Source organism: Pseudomonas sp. BJa3, assembly GCF_026343815.1.
Lineage (GTDB): Bacteria > Pseudomonadota > Gammaproteobacteria > Pseudomonadales > Pseudomonadaceae > Aquipseudomonas > Aquipseudomonas soli.
Window position 1 is genome coordinate 1 of sequence record NZ_JAOXMC010000567.1, and the last position, 234, is coordinate 234.

Consider the following 234-nt stretch of genomic DNA (forward strand, 5'->3'; position numbering starts at 1 on the left):
CCTGCGCCAGCCAGGCGGCGCGCAGCAGCCATTGGCACTGGTTGCAATAATTTATGAAAATTTGTGGCTTGATGTCTGCCATGTCGTGGATCTACGTAGGAAGGGCCGCTTATACTAGAGGTCTTTACCCTCTGGTTTGAGACTCACGATGCGCCGCCTGCTTTTCTGCATACAGCTGATGCTCTCTTCCATCACCTTGCATGCCGCCGAAACGTCGCGACCGAAAATCGGCCT

General features: G+C 54.3%; 1 protein-coding gene. It reads right to left on the reverse strand.

What is annotated here, in order from left to right; all coding sequences use genetic code 11:
* The coding region (locus OH705_RS28815) for an Rdx family protein (RefSeq protein ID WP_323873516.1) at positions 1–82 on the reverse strand (82 nt) is incomplete at its 3' end.
* Between the last annotated feature and the right edge of the window lie 152 nt (positions 83–234).